This is a genomic window from Campylobacter sp. GTC17093 (assembly GCF_055397635.1).
Genome location: NZ_AP038832.1, coordinates 1,372,185 through 1,399,155, shown reverse-complemented (window position 1 = coordinate 1,399,155; position 26,971 = coordinate 1,372,185). Strand labels below are relative to the sequence as shown.

The window sequence follows — 26,971 nt, the reverse complement described above, 5'->3', positions numbered from 1 at the left end:
AAGTCTCATTCTAGCTCTCTATATAAGCTAAGCCAAGAGATAAACCCTTGATTTGTGACCGCATATGCACATCTACTCTTGATACATTTTCTCTAGAATTTGCACTAGCAGCGCCAAGAACTACCAATATCTTTAATACAGGCGCTTCTACAATCTTTATTTGGATCAGTTGACATAACAAGCATTTGTTTTATCTTATTGCATTTTATGCAATTATATAAATATTTAAAAAGTTAAGCTTAAATCATAGTAATGACATTTTAATTTTGTCATTACTATTATAATCATTTTTTAGAAGAAAAAATACCAACAAACATTTTATTAGTATCAAAAAGCTCATTAAGCGTAGTTTTAATGTCCTGAAGGGTTAAAGAATTTATTATATTTACAAGCTCTTCATAGCTTAAAATTTGTTCATCATTTAATATACTTTTATTTATATAATTTATCCAAAACGATGATTTATCCATATCTTTTTCAAGAGCGATAATAGCAGATTTTTTATAATTTTGCAAATACACCTCATCAACTAATTCTTTTTGATATTTCTTGATAATATTCTTTGTTTTTTCTACTATAGACTTAGCATTTTTAGGTGATGATGAGTAGTTTATGAGACCAATAGCCCTTGGGTATGGATATTTATTTATATCATGAGCTGCACTTATAGAATAAACTTCACTATCTTTTTCTCTTATATTTTCTCTTAATATATTACTAAGTATACTTGAAGCTGCCTCATAAACTATATCTTTTTTTGGCTCAAATTTTATGTCGTTATTTGTAAATTTAATCTGTACTAAACTTCTTTCATCGCTAGATGTAAAATCCTCAAAAAAGCCATTTTTAACAGCCCTTATACCATCATCTTTTATCTCGCTAACTTGTTTTGTTGTACTCATAGAGCCTATATATTTGTTTATAAGTTCTTCAAACTTATCTTCGCTCATATCGCCACTTACTATTAAATTAAACGCGTAAGGATTTGAGTAAGCTTTTGTTATAAAATTTCTACCCTTATTTATATCAAATTTATTTATATCTGAGATTTCTAAAAATCTCTTTTTTTCATTACCATTATAGTATTTTTCATTATATTTTTTTAAAAATAAAAACATTGGATTTGTGTTGTTTTTCTTTAGCGCATCTATTGATTTGGCTTTAAATCTAGCCATGTATTCATCGCTTAATTTTGGAGCTTTTACATCTAAGACCAGAGCTTTTAGCATGTTTTCAAAGTCATCTTGAGAACTCTCACCCTTATAGCCTCTTGAAGTTTCATTTATAAATTTATTTAAACTAAACATTTGGCCTTTTGTTATAACATTTATCTCAAAATCACTATATTTACCAATACCACTTCCATTTGATATATCTACGCTCATCGCAGGAAATTTAATACTATCAAGATTACTAAAACCACCTTTTGAGCTAAAAAGATATGTCATCTTGTTTTTTTGTCTATCGTTTGGTTTATAGTAAACATTTATATCGTTTTGAAAACTATATTTTATAACACCACTTTTATCAATCTTTTTATCTACAAATTTAACGCTTTTCAACTCTCCAACATCCAAAGAATTTGGTAAATTTGAAGCAAAATTAACTTCCATTGGCTTTGAGTCTTTTATAGCTTTTATCTTATTTTCATCTATATTTACCTTATCTTTTGTTAAAAACTCGACCATTATGCCATTTTTTTCTACCATATCTTTAAATTTGGCATTTATGTCATTTAATGTGATTTCATTTAAAAGCTCTTTTGTTATTTCATAGTCATCTTTTGGACCAAGGAAAGCATCTCCATTTTGAACAAAATTCAATATATCCATAACATACTCTTTAGAGCTTTTTGTTATGCTTTTTTTAAATTGCATTTCATTTAGTGATAGAAAATCGCTCTTCGCAGCCTCAAAATATACCTTATCAAAGCCATCTTTCCTAACTTTGTTTATCAAAGAAAAGATATTTTTTAAGCTTCCCATATAGTCATTTGAAACTACTTTTTGATCAAAAATATTTAAAGATTTTTGATCAAAAATGTTGTAATTATAAAAATAAATATCGTTTGTTATCACACCTTTATCAGCTAAATATGAGCTCATTTGTGAAAAAAGTTTGGTAAAATATCTTTTTATTATATCATCTTTATAAGCTTCTTTTGTTTTTATTATGTTTGCATCGCCCTCAAAATATACTCTTACACTCTCGCTTGTGATCTCGCTATCATGAGCATTAAATACTACAAGTCTATTCCAAGATTTTATACTTCTATCTACATCTAAAACATCTTTTGTATTTTTGATATTTACAAAATGCTCATCTATAAGCCTTTTTACATCATTTACATCAAAATCGCCAACTACTATTAAGCTCATAAGTTTTGGCTGATAAATTCTAGCATAAACTTCTTTTAAAAGAGTAGGAGTTGCCGAGCTTACAATTTCAATTTTACCTATTGGAAGTCTTTTTGTGTATATACTATCTTTATAGATATAAGGGAGTTCTTGTTTGAATATACGCTCAGAGCTATCTTTCCTCATCCTATCTTCTTCTATGATAATGCCCTTTTCTTTTTTAACTTCAGTTTCATCAAAAAGAGCTTTACTTGCCATATTTTCAAGAACTTTAAAACCACTTTTTAGATTTTCTTTTGACGATTTTATCTCAAGCTTATAAAATGTGTTATTAAAACTTGTTGCAGCATTTAAATCAGCACCAAATTTAACACCAAGTCTTTCAAGTTCTGTTATAAGACTGTTTTTATTAAAATCCTCAGTACCATTAAAAACCATATGCTCGATAAAATGTGCCAAACCTTGCTCGTTATCTTTTTCATTTGTTGAACCAGCTGCTAAATTTAGATAAAGATAAGTTGTGTTTTGAGGAGTTTTATTTTGTTTTATGTAGTAAGTAAGACCATTTTCAAGCTTGCCAGTTAAAACCGAATCATCGTTTTTTAAAGTTTGCGAAAAAAGTATACTAAAAGTAAAAAGTAGAGTTATAAAAATTTTAAACATACATAGCCTTTCGTTTTATCAAATTATACTAGGATAAAATAAATGGCTATGCAATTAAAAATATCAATCATTATCGTTTTTAAACAAACCTTTTAAATTATCTAAGATAAAATCCCACTTTCGTTCTATTAAAACTTTCATTATATGACCAAAATATCCACTTACTTTAAAACCAAGAACTTTTCCAACCGCGTATCCATAACCAATAGAACAAACGCTTCCAAGAGATTTAAAGCTAAATTTTTCTATATTGTTTTGAGAATTTATCATACTCTCTAGGCTCGTAGCAACATATTTACCCATTTTAAGGCTTATTTGTGCACTTTGAATATGCGCTTTACCATTTTCTAATATAAAAGAACTATTATCCCCTATGGCAAAAATATTTTTTTCTCCTGTTATTGGATGAAGATATTCATCTACTTCTATCCTAGATCTATTTTGTTTAAAATGCAAATTTTTAACTAAAACATTTCCTTTTGTTCCAGCTGTCCAAATAATAGTATTTGCCTTAAGTTTTCCAAAATATTCAATTTCTATTTCATCCCATGAAACAGATGTTATTTTGGAATTTACATATACTTTTATCCCCATACTTTCAAGCTTTTTTTTGGCTGTATTTCTAAGTTTTTGATCATAAATTGATAAAATATCTGGTAGCGCTTCAACTATACAAATATTAAGTTCTCTTTCATCAATACCTATTTTTCTTACATATTTTTTAAGCTCATTTGATAATGAACCAGCAAGCTCAATCCCACTAAGTCCTCCGCCACAAATAATAAAGCTTAGATCTTTTTTATCATTTGTAAATTTGTAATTATTGATTTTTTCATAAATTTCTTCTTTTAAACTTAATGAACTTTCGTAATTACTTAAAGAGTGAAGCTTATTTACGCCAATAATACCAAAATCTTCTATGCTATAACCAAGCGAGATTACCAAGTAATCAAATATATACTCACCATGTACTGTTATAACCATATTTTTTTTTATATCAACTACACTATCTACAACTAAATTTATCCTATCATCAAGTACTTCGTTTAGCTCATATATCGCCCTATTTTTGCATTCTCCGCTTGCAACTTTATGCAAAAGAGCGCTATGATAATGATATGAGTTTTGATTTATTAATGTTACCTCACAATTATTTAAAGTGGTTTGCGCTAAGTTTTTTAAAAAAGATAATCCACCATATCCAGCACCCAAAACTAAAATTTTATTTTTATACACCAAAAACTCCTTTTAGAGCCTTAATTATATCATAGTAAATTTGAATTTCCAGATAAAACATTAAGTCATTTTTTGTTACAATTTATTATAAAAATAATTTTAGGAAATTTTATGAAAAAAGTTCATTTTATAGGCATAGGCGGAATTGGGATTTCTGCAATTGCAAGGTTTTTAAAAGAAAAAGATGTGATAATAAGTGGCTCTGATATCAAGGAAACTCAAACCACAATAGACTTAAAAAATGAAGGAATGCATGTTATAACTCCACATAATGCTAATATTATAAAAGATCAAGACCTAGTAGTGTATTCAGCTGCCATAAAATGCGACAATATAGAGCTAGTAACAGCTCAAGAAAAAGGTATAAAATGCCTATCAAGAAAAGAAATGTTGCCTTTTATACTAAATGATAAAAGAGTGTTTTCAGTAGCAGGAGCTCATGGTAAAAGTACAACTTCATCTATGTTAGCAAGCTTAATAGATGGCTCTGTTATCATTGGTGCCATATCAAAACAATTTGGTTCAAATATGAAATATTTTGAAAGTGAAAATGTCATCTTTGAAGCAGATGAAAGCGATAGTAGCTTTTTGAACTCAAATCCATACTTAGCAGTTGTAACAAATGCTGAACCAGAACATATGGAGCATTATGATTATGATTTGGATAAATTTTACGCTGCTTACACAGGCTTTTTACAAAGAGCAAAAGTTAGAGTGATAAATGCTGAAGATGAGTTTTTATCAACGCTAAAAATGGACTGTATAAAACTATTTCCAAGCAAAGACATAACAGATCTTAAAATGGTTTTAAGAAACTATGAACCATATATGAGTTTTAACCTTAAAAATTTAGGCACATTTGAGGTTTTTGGAATAGGAGAGCATATAGCAATAGACGCATCTTTAGCCATACTTGCGGCAAATTGCGAAGTGGGTCTTGAGAGCATAAGAGAGAACTTGGCAAGTTATAAAGGGATAAAAAAGCGTTTTGACATATTAAAGGCTAGTAAAGATTATGTTTTAATAGATGATTACGGACATCATCCAACAGAGATAAAAGCAACTATAAAAGGCGTAAAAGAGTATGCTAAAATGCTTGGAATTTCTAAAATAACAGTCATTTGGCAACCACACCGTTTTACTAGACTAAAAGCAAATTTAGATGGTTTTAAAACATGCTTTGAAGGCATTGATGATATGATAATACTTCCTGTTTATTCAGGTGGAGAAAGCGATAATGGAATAAGCTTAAAAACAGAATTTAAATGTTTGAAACCAGCTTTTGCACAAAGAGTTTTTAACGAAGATGGGGCAATAACATATTATGATGAATTTAAGGTTAAACATCTAGTAGATGAAGGTATAGTTATAGGATTTGGCGCAGGAGATATAACATATCAGCTAAGAGGCGCAATATGAGATTTGTGCTATTTTTAGTCATTATCGTAATAGCTATAACAATATACAATATAAGCGATGAAAAACTTAGTAAAAAATCCAAACTCATCATACTTTTTACCGTAGTAACAATAACAACTCTCATTTTTATCTATGAAAGCAAATTTTCAGCTATAAGTGAGCAAAAAACTACCTTAGTTACTGAGTTTAACAAAGGCAAGGTTTTAAAATGTGGAAATTATGATGTAAATAAAAGCGGTTTTAACTACGAGTTTGGCACATCAACTTTCATACCAAAAAATGAGTTTATAAATTTAAAAGGTGTTATTATAAGTATCAAGGATTGCAAAGTAAATGAATGAAGAGATTTTAAAAAACCTTGATTTACAAAACTATATAGAAAATTTTAACTCGTTTTTATCAAGAGCAAAGCCGCTTTTTTTAGGTGGCGATAGCAAGCTTAACTATGAAAAAATCTTAATTTTATCAAATAGCGAGTTTATTGCACCACCAAGCGTTTCAAATCTTGATGACGCCCTTATAAGGCTAACAAAACAATCCATACTTCATATAAGCGAAATTTATGAATTTGCTAAAATCATAGGATATTTTAAATACCTAAAAAAGCTCAAATTTGAATCAAGACTTGATGAGTGGTTGCAAAAAATAGATATTCCAACTATTTTAGAAGATTTACCAGGAAAATTTGATAAAAATGGCGAGTTTAAAGATGAGATAGACGAAAGATTTTATAGTCTAAAAGAAGCTTATAAAATCAAAAAAGAGCAAATAAACACAGAACTTAAAAAGCTAATCTACTCAAAAAGCTTAACTCCATATCTTGTTGATACACAAATTCACTATATAAATGATAGCGAGGCTCTACTTTTAAGAGGTGGATTTAACCACGCTATAAAAGGTAGCGTGATAGGAAGAAGTAGTAGCGGATTTTTCTATATTTTCCCAACAAATATAAGTAAATTAAAAAACGAACAAAGCGAAATAATAGACAAAAAAGAAGAGATTATTTATGAACATTGTGTGAAAATTAGCCAAATTTTACAAAAAAACTATCTGTTTTTAAAATTTATAAACCAAGCTTTTGATACCTTTGATGCTCTTAGCGCAAGAGCAATGATGGCAAAAAGTTTGGATTTGAACTTTGTTTTACCAGATAACTCAAAAGATATCATTTTAAGCGAGTTTGCACACCCTGCCCTAAAACATCCAAAAAGAATAAGCGTAGAATTTACAGGTAAAGTTTTGTTAATAACAGGCGTAAATGCGGGTGGAAAAAGTATGCTTTTAAAATCCATAATAAGTGCTAGCCTACTTGCAAAATACCTTTTGCCAATGAGCATAAATAGCGCAAAATCAAAAATTGGCACATTTAAAAGTTTTGAAACCATTATAGAAGATCCACAAAATGTAAAAAATGATATCTCAACATTTGCTGGTAGAATGCTTAAATTTTCTAAACTTTTTTCCCAAAAATCCATTTTAATCGGCGTTGATGAGATAGAACTTGGAACAGATTTTGAAGAAGCAGCAAGTCTTTATAGCGTGATGATAAATAAACTTATAGACAATGATATAAAAATGGTTATCACAACTCACCACAAACGCCTTGCAATGCTGCTTAGCAAAAATGATGATGTAGAACTTGTTGCAGCACTTTATGACGAAGAAAAAGGAGCTCCTAAATTTGAATTTTTAAAAGGCGTTATAGGCAAAAGCTACGCTTTTGAAACTGCTTTAAGATATGGCATAAATCAAAACTTGATAAGCGAGGCTAAAAAGGCTTATGGCAAAGATAAAGAAAACCTAAATTTAGCTATATCTCAAGCCATAAACACACAAAGCGAACTGAAAGAAAAAATCATACAAAATGATATAAAATCACAAAAACTTGACAAACTCATAGCAAATTTAAAAGACCAACAAGAAAAAAATGATGAGATACTACATAACAAGATAAATAGACTTGAAAGTGAATATTTTAAGGCTATAAATGAAGCTAAAAGAACTATAAATTTAAAAGATACAAAAGACAAGCAAAGAAGTTTAAACAAAGCAAATGAGATTAAAAAGGCGATAGTTTTACCAAAACAGGCTAAAAATGAGCACAAATTTAGCGTTGGCGATAAAGTAAAATATAATAACATAAAAGGCGAGATAATAGTGCTAAACAAAAATGAAGTTATAATTTTAAGCGATGGAATCAAACTAAGAGTTTCACTAAACTCAGTAAAACCAAGTGGCAACCAAATAACTCAAAAAAACCCATCTGTAAATTTAAACATCCAAAAGCCACAAAATGCGAGTATGATACTTGATCTACATGGGCTCAGAACTGAAGTTGCACTTCAAAAAGTTGATAAGTTTATCTCAGATAGTTTGGTTGTAGGTTTTGATGAAGTTGTGATAAAGCATGGCATTGGTACGGGAAAGCTAGCACATGCTGTAAAAGAGTTTTTAAAAGAACATCCTAGCGTAAAAGAGTTTTTTGATGCACCACCAAATTTAGGTGGCTTTGGCGCAAAGATAGTGAGATTATAATGCTCAAGTTTACTTTATTTAAGTATAATATTTTGGTTAATTTAATAGTATTTAAGGCAAAATAATGCAAGAAGAGCATAAAGTAAATTTAAGTATAAATGATATAAAAAACAAACTTATAATAGTTTCTATCGCACTTTTTGTATTTATAGTAGTTATAAATGCTTTATTTTTCTTATCAAAATACTATCTTGATAATGGCTTTAAAACAGAAACTGAATTTTTGGATGCAAAAGAAATCATTGATACCATAGAATATGATTTAAAACAAGCAAAAGATATAAAAACTTTTAGCTTTGATAAATATATAAAAAATGACTCTGATTCAATATGGGTTATAGGCTCTATAAACTCTTCTGAACCTATCATTTATTATAGTTCTAGACATCCAAACCTAGAGTCTAAAGACATCTCAAATAAAGAATCTATAATAACAAAAAATGACTATATACAAACCATAAATGAAAATGAAATATATAGATTTTATGACATCTCCAAATATGTTAAAAAGATAGTTCATTTTAAAAAAATAAACGAAAATTTGATAATCGGATTTGAAGTAGTTTCTATCTTAGAAAATGATTTAGCTAAAAATCATGATTTTAGATACTGGATAGTCCATAACATGAAAACAAACATTTTACTTGGCATTGGAATGATTATTTTATCTGCGATTATAATGTTTATGTTTTATAAGTTTTATTCTAATTTCATTTCAAAAATACAAAATGAAATAAACGAAAAAAATAAAGAACTTTATAATCAAAATATAGAGTTACAACAAAGATTATATATTGATCCACTTACTGGGCTTTTAAATCAAGTAGCTATAAACAGAGATTTAAAAGATATGGATATGCCAAAAATAATAGTTTTAGATATAGACAACTTTAGAACAATGAACGACTATTTTGGAAAGGATATATGCGATCAATTGCTCATAGAACTAGGAAGCGTTTTACAAAAATTTGCTAAAGAAAATAACTTAATAGCATATAGGCTTATTGGCGATCAGTTTGTACTACTTGAAAATTCACTTTTTGATATAGAAAAATACGAAGATATAGCAAAAGAACTGGTTAGTAAATTTAAAGGTAGAATTTTTAATGTAACTTCGCCAAAAAATACACTTGATTACTCTATAGAACTTCATGTGACAATGGGATTATCACTAGAGCCAGAAAATACGCTAGCAAAAGCATTTACGGCTTTAAAAATGGCAAAGAGCTTAAACAAAGATTATGTTTGCTATTTTAAAGAAATTGATCAGATAAAAAAATTCAAATCAAATATATCAAAATCATATATGATAAACAAAGCCATATATAACAACGAAGTTATACCGTATTTTCAGCCTATTTTTGATAAAGATAAAAATGTCATAAAATATGAATCATTAATAAGAATTGTAAATGATATAGAAGGCACTATAAGTCCTGCTGTTTTCCTAGAGGTTTCAAAGAAAACAAAACGATACAGCGAGATAGAAACTATACTCATAGATAAAACTTTCCAAACAATCAAAAACAATCCAAATGCCGTAATATCTGTAAATGTATCAAAGACAGACATGCTAGATGGAAATGTAAGTTCTTTCATTATAGAAAAACTTAGCGAATACAACATAGGAAATAGAGTTGTATTTGAAATTCTAGAAGAAGAAAATATAGAAAGTGCAGAAAATATATCAAGAATTGAAAACTTTATAAAAAGAATCAAACGAATGGGTGCAAAAATAGCCATAGATGATTTTGGTAGTGGATATAGCAACTTTGCATATTTACTAAAATTGCTTCCTGATTACTTAAAAATAGATGGCTCTATAATACGCGATATAGATAAAGACAGAAACTCATACATAATGACAAGAGCAATTGTGGCATTTGCAAAAGATCTAAATATAAAAACTATAGCTGAGTTTGTATCTTCAAAAGAGGTTTTTGATATATGCGTAGAACTTGGCATAGATGAGTTTCAAGGATACTATCTAGGCGAGCCTAAGAAAGAATTGTTATCTTGATTAGTTTTTTCTTTCAAGGAATTTTACTAGGATATGGTGCTGCTGTTCCTATAGGACCAATAAATATACTAATAATGTCTTACGCATTAAAATCATACTTATATGCATTTTTATTTGGCATGGGAGCAATGTGTGCAGATATTCTTTATCTCTTATTTCTAAATTATGGGGTTTTAAATTTTTTAAACCAGCCAATTATTTTAAAATTTTTAGCTATATTTGGAACCATATTTTTATTATTTATATCATATGCACTAATAAAAAATGCAAGAAAAAAAATATCACTTAAAGAAATGCAGCTCTCAACAAAGCCAAAAACTTTTCTTAAAGGTTTTATACTAACTATAAGCAATCCTTACACTATAGGATTTTGGCTAAGCATAGCAACTATAAGTAGCGATAAATCAACAAATACAATAATAATTTTTGGTTTAATAATGGCTATATTTTCATGGATTTCTTTAATGCCACTTTTTGTTTATAAAAACAGAGGTTTTATAAGTGATAAACTAGCCACTAAGTTATCTTATTTTGCAGCTATTGTAATTTTAGCTTTTGCATTTATGTTAATTTATAAAAATTTTATAGTTTAGCAAAAGATAACAAATGATATAATTTAAAAAATTTATTTTTAGGAGCAAAAATGAAAAAAATTATAACTCAAAATGCACCAGCGGCCATTGGACCATATTCACAAGCAATTAGCGCAAATGGTTTTATATTTGGCTCTGGACAAATTCCATTAACCCCAAATGGAGAGATCATAAGTGAGAATGTAAGCGAACAAACTCATCAAGTTATGAAAAACATAAAAGCTGTTTTAAATGAAGCTGGCTCATCTTTAGATAATATAGTAAAAACTACTATATTTTTAAAAGATATAAATGATTTTGCCAAGGTAAATGAAATTTATGCAAGTTATTTTACAAGCGATATAAAACCAGCTAGAAGCACGGTTGGTATAGCAAATTTACCAAAGAATGTTTTAGTGGAGATAGAATATATAGCCAAAGCTTAAATTTATGCTTAATAGAGAAAGATAAGCTCTTTCTCTATATTTTTACATAATTTTATTCAACTAAATCTAGAGATATTTTACCACCTTTTTGTTCACCAACTTTTACCTTTACTCTATCCCCCGCTTTTAATGGTGTTTTTATCTTTGATATGTGTAATAGTCCATCAATACCATCTCTCAATGAAACAAACGCACCAAAATCTAGTACATTTTTAACCTCACCATCAAACTCTTCTCCAACTTCAAATTTAACAGGCTCTTTTTTATTGTAAGCATTAGGTCTTCTTTTTTGATTTTTATCTTTAGATATTATTTCAATTATATAATCTTTTGCAGCATCAACATTTTTCTTAGCATCTCCAGCTATCTTAACTTCACCTTTTTCTCTATCCAAATCAACGCTAACTGCAAATTTTTCTATAATCTCTTTTATAGTTTTTCCAGCTTGTCCTATAACATCAACTATCTTGCTTGGATCTATGTTAAAAAGTTCAAATTTAGGTAATACATCATCATTTAATACAATTTCATCATTTGCTTTTTCCATTAATCCTAAGATATGCTCTCTACCATCTTTTGCTTGATAAAGCGCCTCTTTAAGTACATCCAAACTGATACCGCCAAGCTTGATATCCATTTGAAGTGCAGTTATACCATCAATTGATCCTGCCACTTTAAAATCCATATCTCCATCATGATCTTCAAGGCCCATTATATCAGTTAAAATAGCATGTTTATCGCCTTCAAAAACTAAACCCATTGCAACGCCAGCAACAAGTTTTACAGTATTTACACCAGCTGCCCTCATAGAAAGAGAACCGCCACAAACACTAGCCATAGAACTAGATCCATTACTTTCTAAAATTTCGCTTACAACTCTTATAGTATAAGGAGAAGCTTCTTCTATGCTTGGTGCTAAGGCTCTTTTAGCTAAATTTCCATGTCCAAGCTCTCTTCTTCCAGGGCTTCTTAAAGGACTTGCCTCGCCAACACAAAAGCCAGGAAAATTATAGTTAAACATAAATCTTTCTGCAACTGATCCTTTTTGCGTAAGAGTTTCACTCATTTGAGCATCACTATCAGAACCTAGAGTAGTTACAACAAGTGCTTGAGTTTGTCCTCTAGTAAATAAGCAACTACCATGAACATTTGGCAAAATATTTGTTTCTATACTTATAGGTCTAACATCTTTTAGTCCTCTTCCATCAGCCCTTTTGTGTTCATTTACTATTTGATCTCTAATAATCTTTCTTTTATATTTACCTAAAACATTTTTTATAGTCTGCAAATCCCACTCTTGTTTGATAGCTATTTCATCATCGCATATTGCCCTAGCTATAGCATCTAGCTCGCTTGCTCTTTCGCTTTTAGCCATTTTATTTATGGCATTCTTTACATCATTTTTATAACACTCATCTATATAAATAGCTATACTTTCATTTTCAACTTCTGGTTTTAATTGGATTTTAGCATCTTCTTTTTTTAGATTTACAAAAGCTTCTTCATAAGCATTGCTTCCTTTTAATATTGCAGATCTTGCAAATTCAATGGCCTCAACCATTCTATCTTCACTAAACTCATTCATATTTTGAGTTACAATGGTATCAGATAGATCACTTACTGGTATTTCTTTAGTATCTAATGTCGGCAAACTTCTCATTTCTATCATTAAAAGTTCATCTTTTAATCCTGCAACATACAGATCCAAACTTGAGTTAGAAAGCTCGCTATTGCTTGGATTTATTACAAATTTATCATCTATGCAACCTACCCTAACGCCACAAACAGGGGCAGAAATAGGTATATCACTTAGATAAAGAGCTACACTTGCAGCATTTAAGCTTACAACTTGCAAATCTACTTCAGGATCAGCAGATAAAACATACACTACAATTTGGGTAGGATATGCATATCCTTTTGGGAAAAGCGGTCTTAAGCTTCTATCTATTATTCTAGATGTTAAAATCTCAAAATCACCTGGTTTTGTTTCTCTTTTTACATATCCCCCAGGAATTCTACCAGCAGCATATTGTTTTTCTATATATTGAACTGTTAGGGGTAAAAAGTCCTCTTCAACTTGATTTTCTTCTCTAGCAACTGTTGCTAATATAACCGTTTTTTTAACTTGCATTAAAACAGCACCAGATGCCTGTTTTGCAACCTTATCTATATCAAAAATCTCATTTTGATTATTAACCTCTATCTTAACTTGCATTTTTATCTCCTTTTTGAAGTGGCAAGTAGTATGGACTCTCCTCAAGTATGGACATTATAATTTCCGGACTAGGAATGATTTTATTTTTATAATAAAAATCCACACCAACAAAATTAGCAATTTTATGAACAGCATAAACTTTGTCCACCAAAACATTTAGCTCATCGGCGATATCTATTGAAATAAGTGGCGTTAGATAAGTTATAGATTTTACTCCCTCATTCAATAAAGTCTTTACACAAATTTCAGCCGTAAGACCTGTCTCACAACCTTCGTCGATAAGCAAAATGTTTTTATTTGCTAATTCACCTAATAAATTTCCTTTTCTATACTTATATATATTTTTTAAAACTTTTTCTTCAAATTTCCTATGTGCCTCCCCAAAAACATAACCTAATGTTATGCCAAAAGAATTTATTAAATTTTCATGCAAAACTATTTCTTGAGTTTCACTTACCATACCTATAACACATTCATCATTATATGGCGCATAGATATTTTCGCAAAACATTATCTCGTAGCTTACTTTTAGTTCTCTTGCGACAATATCTGCAACTACCACAGAATCAAGAGATGAACAAACCATTAAATAATCATTATAGCCCAAATCATTTGGCAAAATTTCTACTATCTTTTTAGCTGCCTCTATTTGATTTTCAAACTGCAGTTCTTCTAAACTAATCATTTATTATCTGCACCAGACTCTGTTGTAGAATAATCATATCCAACACTACCGATTGGATAAAAGTTAAAATACAAATATACAGCTTTTTTCTTTTCCATTCCAGGACCAGCACTTGTAAACTCAGGTTCTACATCTTCTTGGAATTTAAGAGTGTAACCCCAACACTTTCTTCTATAATTTAATCCTAAAGCCCACATCTTAGTGTAATCTTCTTCGAAATTATACTCAGTTGTTCCAAAAATAGAATACGACCTATTTATATTTACACTACTTCCTACACCAAAATACTCTTCCCTATCATATTGTTTAGTAGATGAACTTCTTCCTCTATTTTCGTAATTATGCCAAGCTCTAAATGAAAATATTGATTGAGAATAGCTCATCATGCTTTGAACTTTTTCAAAAATATCTTCTTCAAAATTATACTCAAAGCTATTGTGTAAAGCTAAATTTGGAAGAGGGAAAATAGAAACTTTATGTTTTAAATTTAAGTATTTATCTTTATCTATATTATAGCCACTTTCAGCACTATGTCTTAAAATCTTTCTACCTTCTTTATTGTAAAAATATTGTACCATGCTAACAGAGCTTGTTTCATAAAGATATTTTTCATCCATAACATTTACAAAGTTATCTTCCAAGTATCTCTCAAACAAATCTGGATCATCTAGATATCTAGGTCCACCATAAATTTTTTTATCTATGTTATTTTTTTCATATCCTGGAATTACATAATCAATTCCAAAATTTATAGTATGAAAAAAGTTTTCATATGGTCTTGAAAGCTCCGTAAACAATGCAATTTGAGTATAAGTATTTAAATAATCATTGTTATTTACCTCACCTAGCTCGCCATTAATAATTCTTTTATTATCAGAATATTTAATATCTGTAGCATATATATTTTCTTTAATACTAAATTTTAAATACTCATCTGCCAAATCTGTACTCCAAGTTACAGGTAAATTAAACTCAACTTGATTTGCAGTTGCACCAATATCTCGATCATACCTATGATACATCAAATCTGCAGAATAAAGAAGTTTTGGTATAAAAAGAGAATCAACAAATTTATGATACTGCACAGTAGGAAGCTCTTGAACCGTTTTGTCATTATTTCCTTTTGTTGCTAGCTCATATAAATCTACATAATACCTGCCATAAAGACCTACATAGTGATTATCTTTTGAAAGAAAATAGTTAAATTTTGAAGCTATCAAAGAATCATCTTTATCATACCCAGATCCTGTATTTTGAAGTTTAAGGTATTCTATGTCTCTTAATGAAGTGTAATCAATCCAAAGTCCTTCTTTGTAGCTATCATCTAATAGATACTTTGCAAGCTTATCTCTTTCATACTTTAGCTCAAAACCTTTATGTGTGCTATTTTTTATTTTATGGTCTTTTTGATATTCATCTTTTTCTTCAAAAATACCAGTTGTAATACTGCCTTTTGAATCAGGCGAATCAACAAATCTAAAAGTACCATAAATTCCAGTACCTCTATTTGTTCTAATTTGTGGATCAAGTTCTAAATCCCATCTATCTTGTGGCGCAAAATATATAGGTTGTTTATAAAAAAATCCTTCTCGTTGTTTATAGCCAATACTTGGTATCAAAAGTCCAGTCCTTCGTGTTCTATCCGTTGGAAAACCAAAATATGGCAGATAAAAAACAGGCACATTGCCAATGTAAAATCTTGGATTAAAAAGATGTAGATATTTACTCTCTTTATTTAGCATTCCACTGCTAAATTTAATAGACCAATCAGGATCATTTACATTACAGCTTGATACAACAGAACCGCTTGTATTATAATATTCTGTGTCATCACAAGCATTTTCGCTTTGCATCCAAATTTCATTTTTTTTATTCATCATAAAAGATATATCTGATGTTATATTCTTGTTTTCTAGATATAATTTAGAATAAGAAGACCTACTTATATATCCATCTTTATACATTAAATTTACATTTCCAAAGAGCTCTATGCTACTGTTATCATCATCATGATATATTGCTTTATCAGCAGTAGCAAGGTAACTTTGAGAAAAAACCAAAACATTACCATTTGCTATAGTTGTATTGTTTTCACGGCTAATATCATCAGCTAAAAGCTCTAAATTTTCAACTCTAGCAAACGAAATTGTAGATAATATACAAAGAAAGAAAATTATTTTTTTAATACGCATTTATCACCACTGTTTTTGCAATTTTATCATGCCAAGTTTGTCTTAGTTCATTTCCAAATGCCCAAACAAAACCAAGATACAATAAGCTCTCACTAATTATTCTAAAAATTGCCCTTAAAAGAGCTACGCTTAATTTTGGCTTTGAGAGCATTACCACATCAATGCAAATTATTTTGCAAATTATTTTACCTATAGTAGCCCCATAAAACCATATAAAAAATGTTTGATATAAAATTTTTAAAATTGCAAGTTGAAGACTAAGCGATGAAACCATAGTAACGGTTTGTTCAAAATCATCACTTAATGTAAAAGAATTCCAATAAGCAACTACAAAAAGTATACTCAGTAGAACTTCATCTATAGCATAAGAAAGCATTCTTTTACTTGCAGAAGCAACCTCCATGCCTTCTATATTTAACTTTTTTAATATCTCATCGCTCATCTTAATGCCTGATACGCGATATCTTTTCTAAATTTTGCACCTTTAAATTTTATATTTTCGCAAAGCTTATAAGCATTCTTTTGGGCTTCTTTTATACTTTTTCCACTACCAACACATACTAAAACTCTTCCACCATTTGAATATAATTTATCATTTTCTCTACTAACACCAGCATAGCAAATATAACTATCATTTGGCACATCTTGAATAAAAATTTCCTCTTTTGGCGAAGAGGAGTAAGGATAGTTTTCACTAGCCATCACAACACCAACACTAAATTTATCATGAAGTTCTATCTTGCCTAGTTTTCCTAAACTAGCATCTTTTAAAATGCTTCCTAAATCCCCTTTTATTAAAGGCATCAAAACTTCACATTCTGGATCACCAAATCTAACATTATACTCAAGTACATAAGGCTCATTTTTAACTATCATAAGCCCAACAAAAAGCACACCGCAAAATGGCGCATTTTCTTTTATCATGCCATCAAGAGTTACTCTTATTATCTCATTTTCAACTCTTTTTAAAAGCTTCTCATCGGCTAATGGGCTTGGTGCATATGCACCCATACCACCTGTATTTGGCCCCATATCACCATCACTAAGTTTTTTATGATCTTGGGCAAAAGGAAGACTTAGAAAATTTTTGCCATCACAAATAGCAAAAAAGCTAAGTTCATATCCATCTAAAAATTCCTCAATCACGACGTTTTTTCCAGCATCCCCAAAGCTTTTTCCACTAAGCATATCAAAAGCTGCCTTTTTTGCTTCATCCTTAGATGTAGCTATGATAACACCTTTACCAGCACAAAGCCCATCAGCTTTTACTACTATTTTTTCGCCCAATGTGTCTATAAATTTGGAAATTTCATCTTTGCTACTTGAGCTTAAAAATCTAGCCGTTTTTATACCGTATTTTTTAAGAAAATTTTTCATATAAACTTTACTACCCTCAAGCCTTGCAGCATCCATACTTGGTCCAAATATAGTTAAATTTCTTTTTTTAAATACATCCACAATACCATTTGTAAGCGGATCTTCTGGACCAACTATGGTTAAATCTATGCTATTTTGTTCACAAAAATCAGCTAATTTTTCAAAATCTTTTATATCTAAATTTGTACCAAGACTATGCGTAGCTCAATTTCCTGGCGCAAAAAAAAGTGAATTATCTTTGTTTTCAAGAAGTTTTATCGCTATGGCGTATTCTCTGCCACCGCTTCCTATTATCAAAATTTTCAAATATATTCTCCAAAATGAAATACCCAAGCGGGCGTTGCTATAAATGGTCGGCCCGAAAAGCCAAATTTGCGACTAGATTAGCCCTACAGGTTGCAATTTCTCGCTTTTTAAAAAGCTCAAGCGAAACCACATCACACGAACTATATACATCATCGCCATACTTTATGTGTTGGACCCTCAAAAAATACTGACGCTTCGCTCAGGCGATAAATTATAACAAAACAATACTTAAATTTATGTCCAATAGTGTTATGATTTTAGAATTTACTACAAATTTTTTGCAATCCCTATACAATCTTTTATATTTTGACTTTCACTTACTATCAAATTTGGGAAATTTTGCAGTTTTTTGGCTGTTTTTTTACCTATAGCGATAACTTTGTAACTGCCATCTAGCTCGTAATTTCTTAAAAATCCTTCGACATTTGATGGAGATGTAAAGATAAGGATACTACTTTTAGGAGGCATTAACTCTTTTGATAAATTTAAAAAACCATTTTCATAAGCTATAATCTCTTTTAAACTTACGCCATTTCCTTTTAAAATGTCTGTTACATCTGAAAGCACATCTTTTGCTCTTAAAAATAGTGTTTTTTTATCTTGCAAAAGTGGCGCAATCTCACTAGCAAACTCATCTCCATGTGAGTTTTTAGATGTATAAATTTTGCCAAAACCAAATCTTAAAGCTTCGTCACTTGAACCCTGACCTATACTAAAAACTTCTAAATTTACAGGTTTTATTTGATTATACCCTAAGGCTTTTATGCTATTTTTTGAAGTTATAACAAGAGCGTCAAAATCTGCTAAATGTAGATCAAATTTATTAAATTTAATATCACAAACTTGCAAGTGTTTAACACTCTTATCATCAAATTTAGTATGCGAAATTAGGTATATCATTTTTCTTATCTTTTTATAGCCATAGAAATCAAAAGTTAACTAAATTTTTATAAAATAACAATCCTTACAATTCTTTTCTTATTTCGTAGCCAGATTTTTTAACTATTACTGCTTCTTTATTGTTTATTGGGATTAAATCAACTAAATCTTTAAAAGTTTCAAAAGTTAGCTTACTTGTATCTACAAATGGCTGATCACCAAAATGCGGAAGAATAGCATGGCTAAAAATTCCCAAAGCCTTATCGTCTTTTAACTCTACAGCCATCTTTCTATCATCCATAATCTCATTATAAGTAATAGTTTTATGAGCAATTATAGCTCCAGCAGATTCACCAATATATGGCATACCTGCACTAATGCGATCCTTAATCTTATCGATCATATGTTTTCTTTTTAGTTCCTGCAATAAATAAAATGTATTCCCACCTGAAATATAAAGAGCTTGTGCTTTTTCTAATGATTTAGTAATTTGCAATTCTTCTTTTTTAGCTATATCCATTACATTTATTTTAAAGCCCATTTCTTCAAATACTTTTTGCGCTTGCGTAATATACTCTCTATAATTTTCAACATTTCCTGCTGTTGGTATAAAAAGAATCTCTTTTATATTAAACGGTTTTAGAAAGCATGAAAGTATTTTTTTAACACCGGCAGTGTAAGAACACAAAAATAGATTCATTATAATTATCCTTCAATAAATTAATATCTATACCCTAGATAGCATAGTAAAAATAATTTAATTATTCCCACTCTATCGTTGCAGGTGGCTTAGAACTTATATCATACACCACGCGGTTAATCCCATCAACCTCATTTATTATTCTCTTACTTACATTTTCAAGCAAATCATATGGTAGTCTTGAAAAACTCGCAGTCATGCCGTCGCTTGCATCTACTACACGCACACAAACTGCATTTTCATAAGTTCTGTTATCGCCCATTACGCCAACTGAATTTACATTTAAAAGGACGCAAAATGCTTGCCAAGTTTTATTATACCAACCGCTTGATTTAAGCTCATCCCTTAAGATAACATCAGCTTTTCTAAGTAGCTCAAGTCTATCTTTTGTCACATCGCTCATTATACGTATAGCAAGACCAGGTCCAGGGAATGGATGGCGATAAACTAAATCAGGACTTAATCCAAGCTCTATTCCGAGCTTTCTAACCTCATCTTTGAAAATTTCTTTTAAAGGCTCAATTAGCTCAAATTTCATATCTTTTGGAAGTCCACCAACATTGTGATGAGATTTTATCGTTTTACTTGAACCAACTACGCTACTTTCGATGATATCTGTATAAAGAGTGCCTTGTGCAAGGTATTTTACATTTTCATGCTTTTTAGCTTCTTTATCAAAAACTTCTATAAAAGTTGCACCTATTATCTTTCTTTTTTGCTCAGGGTCGCTAACTCCTGCAAGTCTTCCTAAAAATAGCTCGCTTGCATCTATGCTGATTAAATCAACACCTAATTTTAGCTTAAATGTAGCCTCAACCTGCTTTGCCTCATCTGTTCTTAAAAGTCCATTATCTACAAAAACAACGATTAAGTTTTGTGGCACAGCGTGGGCAAGTAGTGCTGCAACCACAGAGCTATCTACACCACCACTAACTGCGCATAAAATCTTATCATTTCCAACTTTTGCTTTTATTGCTTCACATTGGGTTTTAGCAAAACTTCCCATATTCCAAGTGCTTTCGCAACCACAAATGTATTTTGCAAAATTCTTTAAGATTTTATCTCCAAACTCAGAATGAGCAACCTCGGGATGAAATTGAAGAGCATAAATTTTCTTTTCTTCATTTCCAAATGCACAAAATGGCGAATTATCGCTTGTTGCTATAGTTTCAAAACCATTTGGTAAGTTTTCAACCTTATCTGAGTGACTCATCCAAACAACTTGATTGTCATCAGTTTCTTTAAACAAATCATGCTCTTTTTGAAACTTCAAATTTGCCTTGCCATACTCTTTATGCGACGCAGCAACCACGCTTGCTCCAAATTTATGAGCAATTAGTTGCATTCCGTAACAAATTCCCAAAACTGGCACACCCAAAGAAAACACACCCTCATCACAAAAATAAGCATCGCTTGCATAAACACTAGCAGGACCACCGCTTAAAATGATACCTTTTGGCGATTTTGCTTTAATGTCATTTAAACTCACATTAAATGGCAAAAGCTCCGCATATACTCCATTTTCACGCAATCTTCTAGCGATAAGCTGAGTGTATTGTGAACCAAAGTCTAAAACTATAATATCTGCTGTTTTCATAAAAAATCCTAATTTATTTAATCTTAACTAAACTAAAGGCAATTGTATCAAATTTAAACTTATTTATACAAAGCCCTATTTTGTTTTTTCATCATAATTTATGATAAAATTTTCATCTGTTGTTTTGTTTGCATCTTCTATAGAATAAAACGGTGGTGCTTTGTATCCACAAGCCGCAAAGAAAATTAATAAAAAAAATGCTAAAATAATCTTATGAAAAGCGTTAAAGAGATTATCACTCATATGTCAAATACCCCTTCTTTTGGTAAGTTAAAAAAATTTAGCGAAACAAAAGAGTTCATTTCTTTGCTTGGGAGAGCTAAAAATAGCATCATAAACTACACATTTTGCAAAGATGAAACTATATACATAGCTGTTTCACATCCTGCATTTAAGCAAGAATTAAATAGTGATAGTAGTATAAATCAGATAAAAAACTTATTAAAAAAATACTGCCAAATCAACAAAGATAGCACTTTATCAGATGTTAAAAATATACAAATCATCATAAAAAAACCAAAAGAAGAAAATAAAATAATAAAAATAAAAAAAGACTATTCGCATTTGTCGCGAGGGGAGTTTAAAAACTTAGCTACATCTAAAAAACTACATGAAATTTTTGAAGAGATAAAAGAAGAGCTAAAAAATGCTAATTGATGATATTTTAGCACTTCCTAAAAATCCTGGCGTCTATCAGTATTTTGATAAAGATGGCAAACTTCTTTATATAGGTAAAGCAAAAAACCTTAAAAACAGAGTTAGAAGCTATTTTAGTTTTAGTGGCGAACTCTCACCAAATCCTCGTTTAAGTATGCGTATAACTCGCATGATAAATCAAAGCTCACATCTAGAATACATCATAACAGACTCTGAAAGCGACGCACTGATACTTGAAAACTCATTTATCAAACAGCTAAAACCAAAATACAATATTTTGCTAAGAGATGATAAAACCTATCCTTACATTTATATAGATTTAAGTGCTGATTTCCCGCGTTTTGAGATCACAAGAAAAGTTATAAAAGGTAAAAATATCAGGTATTTTGGACCCTATTTTAAAGGAAGCAGGGAAATTTTAAACGCTTTGTATCTTAAATTTCCCCTTGTGCAGAAAAAATCATGTATAAAAGGCAAAAAAGCTTGTCTTTTTCATCAGATAAAACGCTGTCACGCACCTTGTGAAAATAAAATTTCAAAAGAAGATTATGCAAAAATTGTTAATGATGCCATAAAATATATCCAAAGCCCAAATTTATTTACGCCTTTTTTACAAGATTTAATGATATCCTACGCACAAAATGAAAACTACGAAGAAGCAGCTATCGTGCGTGATCAAATAGCAACTATAAAAGATATGCAAATAAAAGTAGAAGTCGATTTAGCTAAACTCGAAGATTTTGAAGTGGTTGCAATAAGAACCAATAAGAACATAATCTGCTCTGTGATTTTCAATGTAAGAGATGGCAAGATAAGCAACTCAAAGCACATCATCTCAAGGGTTCAAAACGCAAGTGAGCATGATTTAAGCGAGGCTTATAAGCAAGTTATACTCGAAGCTTATCCTGCTCAAAGTCCAGTAAACTCTTCTAAAATTTACACTTACGAGGATTTTGAAGATAACACTTTAGTAAGTGAGATTTTAAGCAAAAGACATGGCATTAAATTTAGCATTCAAACTCCAAAAATAGGCGAAAAAAGAAAGATTTGTGATATTGCTTATAAAAACTGCGATTTACAAATTCAAAAGCATCTAAAAAATAACAACTACGAGCTATTAGATCTCATAAAACAAACTTTTGACCTAAACAATACTCCTATAAGGATAGAAATTTTTGACAACTCACATATGCAAGGTGTTGCAAATGTGGGCTCAATGGTGTGTTTTGAGCTTGATAATTTCGCAAAAGATGGGTATAGACACGCACATTTACAAAGTAAAAATGATTATGATCAGATGAGCGAGTTTTTAACGCTTCGTGCAAAAAAATTTGATAAATTAAGCCCGCCAGACCTTTGGGTCATAGATGGTGGGCAAGCTTTGCTTGATTTAGCAAATTTAATCATTGAAAGTTGCGGTGCAAACATAGATGTTATTGCAATCTCAAAAGAAAAAATAGATGCGAAAGCACACCGCGCAAAAGGCTCTGCAAGAGATAAAATTTACACAAAAAATGGCGTTTTTAAATTTGAACCAGATAATAAAATTTTGCAGTTCATTCAAAAACTTCGCGATGAAGCGCACCGATACGCAATATCTTTTCATCAAAAAACAAAAAGGAAGATGGATTTAGGAAGCTCTAAGCTAAAAAATCTTGGCATTAGTGATGGAAGTATCAAAAAACTACTAAATTATTATGGTTCGTTTGATAAAATTTATGAAGCTAGTTTTGAAGAAATAAAATCCCTAACAAACATAAGTGTAGCAAGTAAAATTAAAAATATATAATTTAATATAAATAAATATTATTTTAAATGATAAATATAGTGTTCCTAGAGTCGTGATATTTTTACTTATTGCACAAAAAAGTACTTCACACTGCTTACTACAATACTTGAAACAGACAGATCTTAAAAATACTAGACTCTTCAATTTATAATAAAATGCCCTGTAAATATCAAGCAAATTTAAATTTACTTGATATTTCAAATGAGTTTTTGATAATTTTTGGTAAAATGTATCTTTATAAAATGCGAAATTGCAAGGATAGACCATGAGCATGCCTCTAACATTAAAAAACATATTTAAAATAACAAGTGGCATTCCCATACTTGCTTTAATGTTTGCTCTACTGTATTTGATTTATATAAATTATGAAAAATGTATAGAAAATAATAATACCAAAGCTCTTCTTAAAGAGTATTTGGCACTAAAACAACTCAAAATAACTATCGATAAAGAAGCTGAAGTTGGAGTTTTAACACTAGATAAAAAAAATAGCTACAATGTAAAAATTTTTACTAGCGAAATTCAAAATACAAATAGACTTATAAAATATGTTTATCAAGAAAATATTAGCGAAGATATCAATATATTTTTAACAAAAATGAACAAAATTAGGCAAAATCCAAAAATGGATAGTTTTGAGCTTTTATATGCACCATATATTGATATTTATAAACAACTAAATAGCGAAATAATACAAAAACTTACAAAAATTTTAGATCATACTTCTCAGATAAAATCCAGCTCATTAATAAATTATATGATTTTTTCTCAATACATCATAAATACAATGAATTTTCAACGAGACTATATAAATAATCTTCTTATAACAAATACTTCCCTAGACGATAAGCAAGCTAAGTTTTGGATAGATATTGTATTAGAAAATACAGACATAAATCCATTTATGCTTATATCAAATGATTTGAAGTCAAAATTATATACATATATGCCAAAAGAAAAAGTAAATGATGTATTTCAATCCTACACAGCCATAAAAACAAAAACTATATCGGATGCTTCTAGAGGTATTTTTGATACACCTTATAGAAAATGGACAGAAGTAGCAAATAATAAAATATCACTACTAAATGAATATAACAATATCTTATATCAAAATATATTATCAGACCTTGAGGAATATAAAAATAGCTTAGTTAAAAAAATACAAATTTATTCATTTTTACTAGCATTATGTTTTTTATTTTTTCTGGGTTTTATTATAAGTATAAAAAACTATAATCATCTTATAAAATACTTTACTTATACTATAGATAATCTAAAAGAAAAAGGGTATTTAGATCAAAAAACTAACTTAAATTTTGATTCAAAAAAACAGATACAAAAAACATTTCTAAATATAGATGAGTCTATAAAAAGTATGATTTCAACTATAAACTTTCTTCAACATACAAATCAGATAAAAAATGATCTTATATCAAATATAGCTCACGAAATACAAGCTCCTCTTCAAGGTATCATTAGCTATATAGATCTTATAGATAAAACATCTCCAAGTATTTTAACTAAAAACATAAAAGAAATTGCTCAAAATATATTTAATATGGCAAAAAATATTAAAGAAAATAGAAAGTTAGAAAATAATCAAATTTTAATTAATATGAGTGCTTTTTTGCCAATACAAGAATTTGAAAAAACAACCCAAGCTTTTGCACTACTAGCATTAAATAAAGACATCAAATTTTATGTTTTTATAGATCCAAATTTATCAAATTATATAAACGCTGATTTAATCAAAATAAAAGAAATTTTAATTAATCTTATAGATAACGCTATCAAATTTACACAAATTGGCGGTAAAATAATCATTCGTATAATCAAAATAGAAGACTTACCAAAAGATGAAATAAAAATAGAATTTAGCGTTGAAGATAATGGTGCAAATATTAATTTAGAAAAAATAGATGAAATCTTTGTAAGCTCATTACAAGAAGATGACACAAATAATAAAAAATATATGAGCCTAGGACTTGGTATATCTAAAAAGTTAGCAGTACTTATGGGAGGTGATTTAAGTATTCAATCAAGTCCAAAAAATGGAAATAAATTTATTTTTTATCTTCAAGTAAAAGAAATAAATATTACTATGACAAAAAATAGTTATAATATAAAAATAGGTGTTCTTTCATCTTGCAGTGATTATTTTAATAATTTTTTAGAAAAATATTTATCAAGTTTAAAAATAAATGTAGAATTTTTTGAAGATATCAACAGTCTTAAAAAAAATACTTACAAATTTGATCTTATATTTATAAGATTTGATGATTATATAGGTGTAAAAAGTAAATTTGACAAACCAATCATACTTAGCGCAAACTATAAAATTCTAAGCTCAATAGACACAAATGAACTAGACCAAAATATATTTTGCATAAGTGAGCCTATAAAATTAACACAACTTGATAAAACCATACAGCATATATTATCTATAAAAAAATCAAATCCAAACTACATAATAAAAAATAAAATAGAAAAAATAGATGATAAATTTAGTGCAAAAGCACTTGTTCTAACAACAAATCAAACTATGCAAAAACTCATAAAATACATACTGTCTTATTTGTATATAGAAACCACAATTGTTAAATCTACAAAAGAGCTTATAAGCGAATACACACAACAATCATACGACATTATATTTATAGAAATAGAACCAGCTGTAAAATTCGATGAACACAATATAAAAAGTATAATAGAGTTCGAAAAAGAAAGCAAGATAGGTCATTCTCCAATAATTGCAATTATAGATAATAACGTAAAAACAAATGATGCATCAATTAAAAATAAGGGATTTGATGAGTTTATATCACAACCAATAAAAATAAATATTCTATCAAAACTTTTAAACAAACTTATACCAGAACATAAAATAATCCCTAATTTACAGTTAAAGCAACCAGAAATTTGCTATCTTACTGAGAATAAAAGCATATACAATAAAGATATTTTGATAGTTAAAAAATCCGTTTTACAAAATACACTTATGAAAAATAAATTCTTAGAATTTTGTGAAAATATAGACTTTGTAACAAATTTATACGATTTTGAAAAACACATTAAAGAGATATCGTACAAGCTAGTAATCATTGATAGCAATATTCCTAATTTAAATTTAGAAAACATTTCAAGTTTATTACTAGATAGACAAACAAACAAAAATGTCAAAATTAAAACTATTCTAATGATAGATAATGAAAAAAATATTTTAGAGAAATTCAAAAATGACTTTAGTAGAATTATCCAAGAAGATATGGATATAAATCAAATTTCTATGATAGCTAAAAATTTAATCAAATGAAAGGTCA

Annotated in this window: 19 protein-coding genes and 1 pseudogene; 9 read left to right on the top strand and 11 right to left on the bottom strand. The window is 29.3% G+C overall.

What is annotated here, in order from left to right:
* Positions 1 to 284 precede the first annotated feature (284 nt).
* Both ACZ5VL_RS07290 and ACZ5VL_RS07285 read right to left on the bottom strand, forming a co-directional pair.
* Entirely contained in the window at positions 285 to 3,020 is a 2,736-nt protein-coding gene (locus ACZ5VL_RS07290; protein WP_464198347.1) for a M16 family metallopeptidase, read from the bottom strand.
* Between the two features lie 63 nt (positions 3,021 to 3,083).
* Entirely contained in the window at positions 3,084 to 4,256 is a 1,173-nt protein-coding gene (locus tag ACZ5VL_RS07285; protein ID WP_464198346.1) for an NAD(P)/FAD-dependent oxidoreductase, read from the bottom strand.
* 111 nt (positions 4,257 to 4,367) lie between these two features.
* On the opposite strand from ACZ5VL_RS07285, the gene murC reads away from it, so the two are divergent.
* The 6 genes from murC (at position 4,368) to ACZ5VL_RS07255 (ending at position 11,251) form a co-directional block, all read left to right on the top strand.
* Positions 4,368 to 5,675: a UDP-N-acetylmuramate--L-alanine ligase gene (gene murC / locus ACZ5VL_RS07280; RefSeq protein WP_464198344.1), complete on the top strand. Its 1,308-nt coding sequence runs from the start codon at positions 4,368 to 4,370 to the stop codon at positions 5,673 to 5,675.
* A complete protein-coding gene (locus ACZ5VL_RS07275) occupies positions 5,672 to 6,016 on the top strand; it encodes a hypothetical protein (protein ID WP_464198342.1) in 345 nt (114 codons plus the stop codon). The genes murC and ACZ5VL_RS07275 overlap by 4 nt, the downstream gene beginning before the upstream one ends.
* Positions 6,009 to 8,213, top strand: coding sequence for an endonuclease MutS2 (locus ACZ5VL_RS07270; protein ID WP_464198340.1), 2,205 nt, complete (start codon positions 6,009 to 6,011; stop codon positions 8,211 to 8,213). Before ACZ5VL_RS07275 ends, ACZ5VL_RS07270 begins: the two co-directional genes overlap by 8 nt.
* Before the next feature lie 64 nt (positions 8,214 to 8,277).
* The gene (locus tag ACZ5VL_RS07265; protein WP_464198338.1) at positions 8,278 to 10,233 is read left to right on the top strand and encodes an EAL domain-containing protein; all 1,956 of its coding nucleotides are present in this window, start codon (positions 8,278 to 8,280) and stop codon (positions 10,231 to 10,233) included.
* Positions 10,230 to 10,826 carry a LysE family translocator gene (locus ACZ5VL_RS07260; RefSeq protein WP_464198337.1) on the top strand — a complete coding sequence of 199 codons (597 nt, stop codon included), beginning with the start codon at positions 10,230 to 10,232 and terminating at the stop codon, positions 10,824 to 10,826. The genes ACZ5VL_RS07265 and ACZ5VL_RS07260 overlap by 4 nt, the downstream gene beginning before the upstream one ends.
* Before the next feature lie 50 nt (positions 10,827 to 10,876).
* Positions 10,877 to 11,251, top strand: a complete 375-nt coding sequence (locus tag ACZ5VL_RS07255; protein WP_464198335.1) for a RidA family protein — start codon at positions 10,877 to 10,879, stop codon at positions 11,249 to 11,251.
* 52 nt (positions 11,252 to 11,303) lie between these two features.
* Here the strand turns inward: ACZ5VL_RS07255 and ACZ5VL_RS07250 are convergent, their stop codons facing one another.
* The 9 genes and pseudogenes from ACZ5VL_RS07250 to ACZ5VL_RS07210 all read right to left on the bottom strand — a co-directional run bounded on the left by ACZ5VL_RS07250 (position 11,304) and on the right by ACZ5VL_RS07210 (position 21,445).
* Positions 11,304 to 13,466 (bottom strand): polyribonucleotide nucleotidyltransferase, encoded by a 2,163-nt coding sequence (locus tag ACZ5VL_RS07250; protein WP_464198333.1) that lies wholly within the window; start codon positions 13,464 to 13,466, stop codon positions 11,304 to 11,306.
* Positions 13,456 to 14,151 carry a phosphoribosyltransferase gene (locus ACZ5VL_RS07245; protein WP_464198332.1) on the bottom strand — a complete coding sequence of 232 codons (696 nt, stop codon included), beginning with the start codon at positions 14,149 to 14,151 and terminating at the stop codon, positions 13,456 to 13,458. Before ACZ5VL_RS07245 ends, ACZ5VL_RS07250 begins: the two co-directional genes overlap by 11 nt.
* Positions 14,148 to 16,343 (bottom strand): LPS-assembly protein LptD, encoded by a 2,196-nt coding sequence (locus tag ACZ5VL_RS07240; protein ID WP_464198330.1) that lies wholly within the window; start codon positions 16,341 to 16,343, stop codon positions 14,148 to 14,150. Before ACZ5VL_RS07240 ends, ACZ5VL_RS07245 begins: the two co-directional genes overlap by 4 nt.
* Complete coding sequence (locus ACZ5VL_RS07235; RefSeq protein WP_464198329.1) at positions 16,333 to 16,785, bottom strand: RDD family protein; 453 nt, start codon at positions 16,783 to 16,785, stop codon at positions 16,333 to 16,335. The genes ACZ5VL_RS07240 and ACZ5VL_RS07235 overlap by 11 nt, the downstream gene beginning before the upstream one ends.
* Positions 16,782 to 18,026: pseudogene (gene purD / locus ACZ5VL_RS07230) on the bottom strand (phosphoribosylamine--glycine ligase). The gene ACZ5VL_RS07235 and the pseudogene purD overlap by 4 nt, the downstream one beginning before the upstream one ends.
* A gap of 267 nt (positions 18,027 to 18,293) precedes the next feature.
* The gene (locus ACZ5VL_RS07225) at positions 18,294 to 18,926 is read right to left on the bottom strand and encodes a uroporphyrinogen-III synthase (RefSeq protein ID WP_464198327.1); all 633 of its coding nucleotides are present in this window, start codon (positions 18,924 to 18,926) and stop codon (positions 18,294 to 18,296) included.
* Between the two features lie 64 nt (positions 18,927 to 18,990).
* The gene (locus ACZ5VL_RS07220) at positions 18,991 to 19,605 is read right to left on the bottom strand and encodes a Type 1 glutamine amidotransferase-like domain-containing protein (protein ID WP_464198325.1); all 615 of its coding nucleotides are present in this window, start codon (positions 19,603 to 19,605) and stop codon (positions 18,991 to 18,993) included.
* A 61-nt stretch (positions 19,606 to 19,666) separates the two neighbouring features.
* Positions 19,667 to 21,202: a glutamine-hydrolyzing GMP synthase gene (gene guaA / locus ACZ5VL_RS07215; protein ID WP_464198323.1), complete on the bottom strand. Its 1,536-nt coding sequence runs from the start codon at positions 21,200 to 21,202 to the stop codon at positions 19,667 to 19,669.
* Between the two features lie 75 nt (positions 21,203 to 21,277).
* Entirely contained in the window at positions 21,278 to 21,445 is a 168-nt protein-coding gene (locus ACZ5VL_RS07210; RefSeq protein WP_464198321.1) for a hypothetical protein, read from the bottom strand.
* Between ACZ5VL_RS07210 and ACZ5VL_RS07205 the strand changes: the two genes are divergently transcribed.
* The 3 genes from ACZ5VL_RS07205 (at position 21,446) to ACZ5VL_RS07195 (ending at position 26,964) form a co-directional block, all read left to right on the top strand.
* Positions 21,446 to 21,859, top strand: a complete 414-nt coding sequence (locus ACZ5VL_RS07205) for a hypothetical protein (protein ID WP_464198320.1) — start codon at positions 21,446 to 21,448, stop codon at positions 21,857 to 21,859. It begins immediately after the preceding gene.
* Positions 21,849 to 23,648, top strand: a complete 1,800-nt coding sequence (uvrC, locus tag ACZ5VL_RS07200; RefSeq protein ID WP_464198319.1) for an excinuclease ABC subunit UvrC — start codon at positions 21,849 to 21,851, stop codon at positions 23,646 to 23,648. Before ACZ5VL_RS07205 ends, uvrC begins: the two co-directional genes overlap by 11 nt.
* A 265-nt stretch (positions 23,649 to 23,913) precedes the next feature.
* A complete protein-coding gene (locus ACZ5VL_RS07195) occupies positions 23,914 to 26,964 on the top strand; it encodes a hybrid sensor histidine kinase/response regulator (RefSeq protein WP_464198318.1) in 3,051 nt (1,016 codons plus the stop codon).
* Positions 26,965 to 26,971: the final 7 nt, after the last annotated feature.

Bases quoted from the DNA above. Each gene is read 5' to 3' on its own strand.
- ACZ5VL_RS07290 (WP_464198347.1), bottom strand. From the start codon at position 3,020: ATGTTTAAAATTTTTATAACTCTACTTTTTACTTTTAGTATACTTTTT.
- murC (WP_464198344.1), top strand. From the start codon at position 4,368: ATGAAAAAAGTTCATTTTATAGGCATAGGCGGAATTGGGATTTCTGCA.
- ACZ5VL_RS07275 (WP_464198342.1), top strand. From the start codon at position 5,672: ATGAGATTTGTGCTATTTTTAGTCATTATCGTAATAGCTATAACAATA.
- ACZ5VL_RS07270 (WP_464198340.1), top strand. From the start codon at position 6,009: ATGAATGAAGAGATTTTAAAAAACCTTGATTTACAAAACTATATAGAA.
- ACZ5VL_RS07265 (WP_464198338.1), top strand. From the start codon at position 8,278: ATGCAAGAAGAGCATAAAGTAAATTTAAGTATAAATGATATAAAAAAC.
- ACZ5VL_RS07255 (WP_464198335.1), top strand. From the start codon at position 10,877: ATGAAAAAAATTATAACTCAAAATGCACCAGCGGCCATTGGACCATAT.
- ACZ5VL_RS07250 (WP_464198333.1), bottom strand. From the start codon at position 13,466: ATGCAAGTTAAGATAGAGGTTAATAATCAAAATGAGATTTTTGATATA.
- ACZ5VL_RS07245 (WP_464198332.1), bottom strand. From the start codon at position 14,151: ATGATTAGTTTAGAAGAACTGCAGTTTGAAAATCAAATAGAGGCAGCT.
- ACZ5VL_RS07240 (WP_464198330.1), bottom strand. From the start codon at position 16,343: ATGCGTATTAAAAAAATAATTTTCTTTCTTTGTATATTATCTACAATT.
- ACZ5VL_RS07235 (WP_464198329.1), bottom strand. From the start codon at position 16,785: ATGAGCGATGAGATATTAAAAAAGTTAAATATAGAAGGCATGGAGGTT.
- ACZ5VL_RS07225 (WP_464198327.1), bottom strand. From the start codon at position 18,926: ATGATATACCTAATTTCGCATACTAAATTTGATGATAAGAGTGTTAAA.
- ACZ5VL_RS07220 (WP_464198325.1), bottom strand. From the start codon at position 19,605: ATGAATCTATTTTTGTGTTCTTACACTGCCGGTGTTAAAAAAATACTT.
- guaA (WP_464198323.1), bottom strand. From the start codon at position 21,202: ATGAAAACAGCAGATATTATAGTTTTAGACTTTGGTTCACAATACACT.
- ACZ5VL_RS07210 (WP_464198321.1), bottom strand. From the start codon at position 21,445: ATGAGTGATAATCTCTTTAACGCTTTTCATAAGATTATTTTAGCATTT.
- ACZ5VL_RS07205 (WP_464198320.1), top strand. From the start codon at position 21,446: ATGTCAAATACCCCTTCTTTTGGTAAGTTAAAAAAATTTAGCGAAACA.
- uvrC (WP_464198319.1), top strand. From the start codon at position 21,849: ATGCTAATTGATGATATTTTAGCACTTCCTAAAAATCCTGGCGTCTAT.
- ACZ5VL_RS07195 (WP_464198318.1), top strand. From the start codon at position 23,914: ATGAGCATGCCTCTAACATTAAAAAACATATTTAAAATAACAAGTGGC.